Source organism: Herminiimonas fonticola, assembly GCF_040395855.1.
Classification (GTDB): Bacteria; Pseudomonadota; Gammaproteobacteria; order Burkholderiales; family Burkholderiaceae_D; genus Oxalicibacterium; species Oxalicibacterium fonticola_A.
In genome coordinates, this window is sequence record NZ_JBEBPO010000099.1 from 1 (window position 1) to 8,406 (window position 8,406).

An 8,406-nucleotide genomic window follows, 5' to 3' on the forward strand; every position below is an offset into this window, starting at 1 on the left:
TCCGCGCATCAATAGCGCGTTGAAGTTGCAACTCGATTTGCTGGAGCACGCGATGCTGGCTGGCTTTACACACGAGCCGGTCGTGCAACTGTCGGAACAACTGGCAGCACGCACCGGCCATGTACTCGGCCACTGCTTTTATGCATCCGATGGTGCGTCGGCGGTGGAGATCGCGTTGAAGATGAGCTTCCATGCATGGCGTAATCATGGAAAAACCGCCAAGCGCGAATTCGTTTGTCTGAAAGGCAGCTATCACGGCGAAACCATAGGCGCATTGAGCGTAACCGATGTACCTATTTTCCGTGATGCCTACGATTCCTTGCTGCAGCATGCACACGTCGTCACAAGTCCGGATGCGCGTGCTGCTGAGCCGGGTGAGTCGGCTGCCGATGTGGCGCGTCGCGCTGCCAGGGATCTGGAAAAATTATTGCAGGAACGTGCATCGCAGATCGCTGCCATCATCATCGAACCGCTGGTGCAATGTGCAACCGGGATGGCGATGCATGATCCGGCGTATCTGCAGGAAGTGCGTTTGCTGTGCGATAAATATCAAGTGCACATGATCGCGGATGAAATTGCGGTTGGTTGCGGTCGCACCGGTACTTTCTTCGCGTGCGAGCAGGCAGCGATCTGGCCGGATTTTATTTGTTTGTCCAAAGGCATCAGCGGTGGTTATCTGCCTTTGTCGCTGGTGATGACGCGCGATGAAATTTATCAATCCTTCTACGATGTGGATGTGAAGCGCGGCTTCCTGCATTCGCATTCCTACACCGGCAATCCGCTTGCATGCCGTGCGGCACTGGCGACGCTGGCGATCTTTGAAGAAGACGATGTGATCAATGCCAATCGCGCACGTGCTGCAGATTTGACTGCGGCGCTGGCACCATTGGCGAACCATGAACACGTTGCAAACTTCCGCCATCGCGGCATGATCTGGGCCTTCGATGCAGTGATCGATAGCCCGCAGGCCGCCGCGACATTCTCGCAACGCTTCTTCTCGACCGCGCTGGAACATGAATTGCTGCTGCGTCCTATCGGGAATACGGTTTATCTGATGCCGCCTTATATTCTGAGTGGTGAAGAAATCGAAGGCCTTGCCGCGCGTGTGCAAACCGTGTTTGCAAAAGTGATGGCTGCATGAGTAGGCTGATGGCAGCGTCAAGGTGTAACTGAGATGAGATTGAATGAAGGGCGATACTGAGATGAGTGCAAGTTTTAGTTGTTTCGTAACCGGCACCGATACCGAAATCGGCAAGACGCTGATTTCGACCGCGATCCTGCACGCGCTGGTACAACGCGGGGTGCGTGCGGCAGCGATCAAATCCGTGGCGGCTGGCGCGCATCCGATTCAGACAGCCGATGGCGAGGTCTGGCACAATGACGACGCTGACGCTTTGGCGCAGACTGCAAATGTCGTTTTGCCAAGAAATTTGGCGGTTCCGTACATGTTTAAAGAAGCTGCCGCGCCGCATGTTGCAGCAAAATTGGAGAATGTTGCGATAGATATCGCATATATTCGCCGCTGTTACGCACAAGTTGTCGAATTGGCGGATGCCGTTGTGGTGGAAGGTGTAGGCGGTTTTTGCGTACCCTTGGCGGATGATGTCGATACTGCAGATTTGGCCCAACAACTGGCTTTGCCCGTCATAATGGTGGTCGGCCTGCGTTTGGGGTGCCTGAGCCATGCCTTGCTGACCGCCGAAGCGATTGCTGCGCGCGGTCTGAAGCTGGTGGGCTGGGTCGCCAATACGGTCGATGCCGGCATGCCGTTTGCCGAGGATAATGTGGCGGCATTGACCGCGCGTTTGCCTGCACCCCTGCTGGGTTGTGTGCCGCGTCTGGCGGCGCCCTTGCCTGCTGCAGCGGCTGCGTATCTGGATTTTTCGTGTTTGCCGGGCTGGCCCGGTACACCTACTGTTTAAATTTTAGTCAGGAGTTTTTTTATGTCGTCGCAACCCGTTACTTTTCAGGCGCCTGTCGCTCCCATCGTTCCGACAGCATGGCCGGTTGACGACGTATTGGCTTTGTTCAATCTGCCATTCAATGATCTGATTTTCCGTGCGCAAACCGTGCACCGCGAACACTTCGATCCGACGGAAGTGGAACTGGCAACCCTGTTGTCGATCAAGACCGGCGGCTGCCCGGAAGATTGCGGCTATTGCCCGCAAGCTGCGCGCTACGACACCGGCGTGACAGCACAAAAGATTCTGCCTCTGGAAGAAGTATTGACCGCAGCGCGCGAAGCCAAGGCGCACGGTGCAACGCGCTTCTGCATGGGTGCGGCATGGCGTGAACCGAAGGATCGCGATCTGGAAAAAGTCGAAGAGATGGTGCGTGAAGTGAAGGCGATGGGCATGGAAACCTGCGCCACGCTCGGTATGCTCGGCGAAGGCCAGGCTGAAAAATTGAAGGACGCCGGCCTTGATTACTACAATCACAATCTGGATACTGCACCTGAATTCTATTCAAACGTGATTTCGACGCGCGATTACCAGAATCGCATCGATACGCTGGCGCGTGTGCGCAACGTCGGTATCAAGGTTTGCTGCGGCGGTATTGTTGGAATGGGCGAATCGCGTTTGCAACGCGCCGGCCTGATCGCGCAATTGTGCAATATGGACCCATATCCGGAATCGGTACCTGTTAACAATCTGGTGCAGGTTGAAGGTACGCCTCTGCACGGTACCGATCCTATCGATCCGTTGGAATTTGTTCGTACCGTCGCGGTTGCACGTATCACGATGCCGAAAGCACGCGTGCGTTTGTCCGCCGGTCGTCGTGAAATGGGCGAAGCGATACAGGCCTTGTGTTTCGTTGCCGGTGCGAATTCGATTTTCTACGGCGACAAGTTGCTGACGACTGGCAATCCGGAAGCGCTGGCCGATCAGGAATTGCTGGAGAAGCTCGGCATGCACACACGCAGTACCGCGATCGATGCGCGTTGCGATGTGACGCCACAGTAAGATCGCATTTGTGATGCAGAGGCGGCCGGTTGAATCTTCGACCGGCCGTTTTTCCATCTAAAGACAGTTCCATTTTGACTGTCGTTTTATATTCTGTTTTGAATAAAGTTTATCGAGGTGCTGCAATTGATTTCTTCCAGCCTGCCCACATCCGTCAAGATCATTGAAGTCGGCCCGCGCGACGGTTTGCAGAACGAACAGCAAACCATAGGCGCTGGCGTCAAGATAGAACTGGTGAATCGTTTGTCGCAAGCCGGCTTCGTCAATATAGAAGCGGCAGCTTTCGTGTCGCCCAAATGGGTGCCGCAAATGGCGACGTCAACCGAAGTGATGGAAGGTATTGAGCGTCGGCCGGGCACGCTGTATTCCGCGCTGGTGCCGAACATGAAAGGTTTCGATGCCGCACTGTCAGCAGGCGTGGATGAAGTCGTGATCTTCGCTGCTGCATCGGAAGCGTTTTCGCAAAAGAACATCAATTGCTCGATTGCCGAATCGGTGGAACGTTTTCGCGACGTGGCGCGCGCGGCGAAGGAAAATAAATTGCGTTTGCGCGGCGCCTTGAGTTGCGCTTTTGCTTGTCCGTATCAGGGTGAAGTATCGGCTGACAGCATGGCGAGTGTAGTGCGACAACTGCGCGATCTCGGTTGCGATGAAATCGATATTGCTGACACGATAGGCGTGGCGACGCCGCGTCATGTACAAACCATCATGCAGCGTGCGGCGCAGGAATTCCCGATTGAAAATCTGTCCGGCCATTTCCACGATACCTACGGTCAGGCGCTGGCGAATATCTATGCGAGCCTGGAAGTCGGTATCACGATTTATCACGCGTCGGTGGCCGGCCTGGGCGGTTGCCCGTATGCGAAGGGTGCAACCGGCAATGTAGCGACAGAGGATGTGCTGTACATGATGCAGGGGCTCGGCATTGCCACCGGCATCGATCTCGACAAAGTAGTCGAGGCCGGACAATTCATCTCAACGCAGCTTGGCCGCAAGGCAGTCAGCCGTGCAGGTAACGCGATTGCGGCGAAACGAACTGATTGATAGTGCGCTAATCCTGCTGCGGTAGAAAATAAAAAACGGGATGCATCTGTGAGGATGCATCCCGTTTTGTTGTGACTGACTGGATTAGTTGTACAGCACGTTAGGCAGCCACAAGCCGATGGCCGGGAAGACGTACAGCAGAACCAGCGCGATGATCTGGATCGCCATGAACGGCAACATGCCGAGGAAAATCTGATTCAGCGTGACATGCGGAGGCGCTACGCCTTTCAGATAGAACGCCGACATGGCGACTGGTGGTGACAGGAACGCGGTCTGCAGGTTCATCGCTACCAGCAAGCCGAAGAACAGCGGATCGATATCGAAGTGCGGCAGCAGCGGGATAAAGATCGGCATGAAAATCACGATGATCTCGGTCCATTCCAGCGGCCAGCCCAGCAGGAAAATAATGACTTGCGCCAGTATCATGAACTGGATCGGCGTCAAATCCATACCGAGCACCCAGTCATTGATGATTTCCTGTCCGCCCAGCAGCGCAAATGCAGCCGAGAAGATGCTGGAGCCGACAAACAGCCAGCACACCATCGCACTGGTTTTGGTTGCCAGAAATGCGGACTCTCTGAGCATCGCGTAATTGAAGCGGCGGTAACATGCGGCGAGGATGATGCCGCCAAATGCTCCCATGGCGGCCGCTTCGGTCGGTGTTGCCAGGCCGAACACGATGCTTCCCAGTACCGCCAGAATCATGAATGCCAGTGGGAATAGCGAACCCATTAACATCTTGAAGATTTCCAGCCGTGCAAAGGTGAACATCGCATAGAACACCACCATCGCGACGAAGGCTACGGCGAATGCGATCCAGTAGCTCATGGGTGCAGGCTTGGCGCTCGCAGTGACCGTTTCTGCTGCCGGTTTGGTGGCTGCTTCTACCGGCGCTGCAGGTACTGCAGTGGCGGCAACTGGCGCTTCGGCTGCAGGTTCATTCAGGCTTCCCTCGGATGGAGGCTCGCCAAAGCCGCCTTCGCCGGCTGGTTCACTCAGGCTGTCTTCGAAGTGCGTACTCAAATCCTGCGCTTCGGCCCCCATTTCAACCAGCTCTGTCTGTGCGGCTTCGGGTGCGGTAACCAGGTTGTAGCTGATGCCCATTACCAGTACAAAGGCCAGCGCCGGCAACAGCGCGATCCCGAGTTGCTGCAAGATCGTGCGAATTGGAATGTCGGCATTGCGTTTGCCTTTCAGCGCGCCGAGCAAACCTGGCAGAGCCTTGTTGCTGAAGGTGCTGGAAATGGTGGCGGCAAACTCAGACAGAGTGACGCGCCGGTCTTCTGCCGATAATGGCGGTGCCAGATTGGGTTTGAGTTTTGCCAGCACGATGACGTAACCGATATACAGCACGGCCAGCATGATGCCGGGAAAAAATGCACCGGCATACAGTTTGACTACGGATACGCCCGCAGTCGCGCCGTACACAATCAATAGCACCGATGGCGGAATCAGAATGCCGAGACAGCCACCGGCGGTAATCGAGCCGGCGGCTACTTGCGTGCTGTATCCGGCTTTCAGCATTGCCGGCAAGGCCAGCAAACCCATCAGCGTGACGACTGCACCGACGATGCCGGTTGCTGTTGCAAACACTGCGCAAGTCACAATGGTCGCCACTGCCAGTGAACCGGGAATGCGCGCCATTGCAATGTGCAAGCTCTTGAACAATTTCTCGATCAGGTTGGCGCGCTCGACCAGATATCCCATGAAAATGAACAGCGGGATGGAGATCAGCACATCGTTCGCCATGACCGAATATGCTCTCTGTACCATCAAATCGAGCGTCTGCTGGACTGCCAGACTGGGGTCTCGACTATGGAAGGCGAACCACGCAAAGATCACGCCCATGCCCATCAATGTGAAAGCGGTAGGGAAGCCGAGCATGATCGCTACCACCACCAATGCCAACATCAATAAACCCAGATGCCCATTCGTCATGTCGGCAGGTGCCGGCATGACGAAAAATACACCAACGACGATTGCTACTAAAATCGATATGCCAAACCAAATCTCTTTTTTCATGCTTGACTCCCCGGTTTGGTGGCAACAAATTTGTCTGCGTTGGCAATATCGCTATCTGTCACGTGCACCATGGCCTTGAGTTTTTCGACATCAACTTCTTCCACGTCTTTTTCACGTGCCGGCCATTCGCCTTCTTTCAGGCAAATAATGCAACGGACAATTTCCACGAAACCTTGCAGCAACAGCAGAACGCCGGAAATCGGGATGATCATCTTGAACGGATACAGCGGCGGGCCGTTTGCAGTCAGCGTGGACGACTCACGTATTGCAAGCGATTCCATAGCGTAAGTGTAGCCAGCCCATACCAGTGCGACGACGCCGGGGATGAAAAACAGAAAGTACAAAGTCAGATCCAGCCCGGCTTGCAGGCGCGGCGGGAAAAAACCGTACAGTACATCGCCACGAACGTGCCCATTTTTGGCGAGCGTGTAGGCACCAGCCATCATGAAGGATGTGCCGTACATCATGATCATCAAATCGAATGACCACGGATTCGGGTGATTGAGGACGTAGCGGGAAAAAACTTCCCATGAGATAAGAAAGGTCAACACTACGATAAGCCATGAAAAAACCTGACCTACCCAGCTGCTCACCTTGTCTATGAAAAACAAAAGATTTTGCATGACGAACTCCGATTCGAGACAGGTGATGTTCGGTGTTGCAACGCCTGCTGGCGTTTAAAAAACACCATCCGTCTGGATGGTGTTTTTTGTGTCAGCTATGCGGTCAGGCTTTCTTTTGTCCGGCCTTTGCGATGAAGTAGTGGTTGTAGGCCATGCGACGATTATTGTTGGTGTCCATGTCCCATTTCATGGCGCGCTCGGCAAACGCACGCTGCGATTTTTCGACCTCCTTGAATAGTGGGTTGTCGGCACCTTTCTTCGCTACCACGTCATCCCATATTTTCAATTGATCCTGCAATACCGCGTCTGGCGTTTTGTAGAATTTGACGCCTTCTTTGGTTTGCATTTCGCGGTAGTCGGTGGAATAACGATCGATGGCTTTCCACGACATGTCGGCTGACGAAGCTTCCACCGCATTGGCAATGATGGCTTTCAGTTTTGGTGCCAAACCGTCGTATTTGGTTTTGTTGAAACTGATCTCGAATTGCTCCGAGCTTTGATGGAAGCTTTGCAGCATGCAAACCTTGGAGACGTCCGGGAAACCAAGGATGCGGTCGGAGCTGGCATTGTTGAACTCGGCGCCATCCAGCAAACCTCTGTCCATTGCAGGAACGATTTCGCCGCCCGGCAGTGCATTCACGGCGGCGCCCATCGCGGTAAACAAATCGATCGCCAGACCGTTGGTGCGGAATTTCAATCCCTTGAAATCTTCTTTTTTGGTGATGGGTTTTTTGAACCAGCCGAGCGGTTGCGTTGGCATCGGGCCGCTGAGGAAGGACACGACATTGGCGCCGATCGAGCTATACAGTTTTTCCAGCAGCGCCTTGCCGCCGCCGTATTTATGCCATGCCAGCACCATGTTCGCATCCATGCCGAATACCGGGCCGGAGGTCCACAATGCAATCGCACTTTGCTTGCCGTAGTTGTAGCCCATCACGCCGTGACCACCGTCGAGTGTGCCTTTTGACACTGCATCCAGCAGGCCGAAGGCAGGTACGACTGCGCCGGCCGGTAATACTTCGATCTTCAGTTCGCCACCGGTCATGTCATTGACCTTCTTGGCGAAATCCAGAGCGTATTCGTGAAAGATATCCTTGCTGGGCCAGGTACTTTGGAAGCGCAGTTGTGTGACAGTTTGCGCGGTTGCGATCATCGGGAAGCTGAGTGCTGCGGCGGCACTGCCGGTGGCGGCTGTGCCAAGAAACTTACGGCGGGAAGGTGCGGTGCTTTGAGTCGACTTGATAGTCTTTTTCATTGTGTATCTCCTTTTGTTTTATTAGAAATAACGCAGATTCGTCACCCGATGGACAGCTCCATTCTCAAAAAATGGCGGCAGGACTGACGCTCGTAGAATGCGCTTTCACATGCATATGTCAAGTTGCAACGCAGCAATAAAGGGGATGATTTTTTTGCTGCATTTTTTATGCATGTAATGGATAAGTGGAATGTGTTAAATGTTTTCTGCAACATGCGTCGTCGATCTGGTTCGTCTTTTCATGCTGCGGATTGCGGCATGAAAACACGATGTTTTCATAGAGAGCTGCATATTTTTTAAGCACGTGAAATGTATGGTTCAACATTGCATATCAAAGTGTAATTACGCTGAGATGACTGCTGCAAAAACCTTCGTTTGTGACGATGCAATTAATCTGTTTTAATGGCTGAATTATTTTTTGTGCTTCATGCACAAAATGCGACAGCATAGATTTTTCTTACGCGACGCTTACAAAAAAGGCGCATTTTCATGTCGACGA

General features: G+C 53.8%; 7 protein-coding genes. 4 read left to right on the forward strand and 3 right to left on the reverse strand.

What is annotated here, in order from left to right:
• From bioA to ABWP27_RS10995, 4 genes are all read left to right on the forward strand, one after another.
• The coding region (gene bioA, locus ABWP27_RS10980) for an adenosylmethionine--8-amino-7-oxononanoate transaminase (protein WP_353156625.1) at positions 1-1,141 on the forward strand (1,141 nt) is incomplete at its 5' end.
• Between the two features lie 61 nt (positions 1,142-1,202).
• Positions 1,203-1,922, forward strand: coding sequence for a dethiobiotin synthase (gene bioD / locus ABWP27_RS10985; protein ID WP_353156637.1), 720 nt, complete (start codon positions 1,203-1,205; stop codon positions 1,920-1,922).
• A 21-nt stretch (positions 1,923-1,943) separates the two neighbouring features.
• Positions 1,944-2,963: a biotin synthase BioB gene (gene bioB / locus ABWP27_RS10990; protein ID WP_353156627.1), complete on the forward strand. Its 1,020-nt coding sequence runs from the start codon at positions 1,944-1,946 to the stop codon at positions 2,961-2,963.
• A gap of 117 nt (positions 2,964-3,080) precedes the next feature.
• The gene (locus tag ABWP27_RS10995) at positions 3,081-4,007 is read left to right on the forward strand and encodes a hydroxymethylglutaryl-CoA lyase (RefSeq protein ID WP_353156628.1); all 927 of its coding nucleotides are present in this window, start codon (positions 3,081-3,083) and stop codon (positions 4,005-4,007) included.
• Between the two features lie 84 nt (positions 4,008-4,091).
• On the opposite strand, the gene ABWP27_RS11000 is transcribed toward ABWP27_RS10995, so the two are convergent.
• The 3 genes from ABWP27_RS11000 to ABWP27_RS11010 all read right to left on the reverse strand — a co-directional run bounded on the left by ABWP27_RS11000 (position 4,092) and on the right by ABWP27_RS11010 (position 7,907).
• The gene (locus ABWP27_RS11000) at positions 4,092-6,029 is read right to left on the reverse strand and encodes a TRAP transporter large permease (protein ID WP_353156630.1); all 1,938 of its coding nucleotides are present in this window, start codon (positions 6,027-6,029) and stop codon (positions 4,092-4,094) included.
• A complete protein-coding gene (locus ABWP27_RS11005; RefSeq protein ID WP_353156633.1) occupies positions 6,026-6,652 on the reverse strand; it encodes a TRAP transporter small permease subunit in 627 nt (208 codons plus the stop codon). Before ABWP27_RS11005 ends, ABWP27_RS11000 begins: the two co-directional genes overlap by 4 nt.
• A 103-nt stretch (positions 6,653-6,755) precedes the next feature.
• Positions 6,756-7,907: a TRAP transporter substrate-binding protein gene (locus tag ABWP27_RS11010; protein ID WP_353156635.1), complete on the reverse strand. Its 1,152-nt coding sequence runs from the start codon at positions 7,905-7,907 to the stop codon at positions 6,756-6,758.
• Between the last annotated feature and the right edge of the window lie 499 nt (positions 7,908-8,406).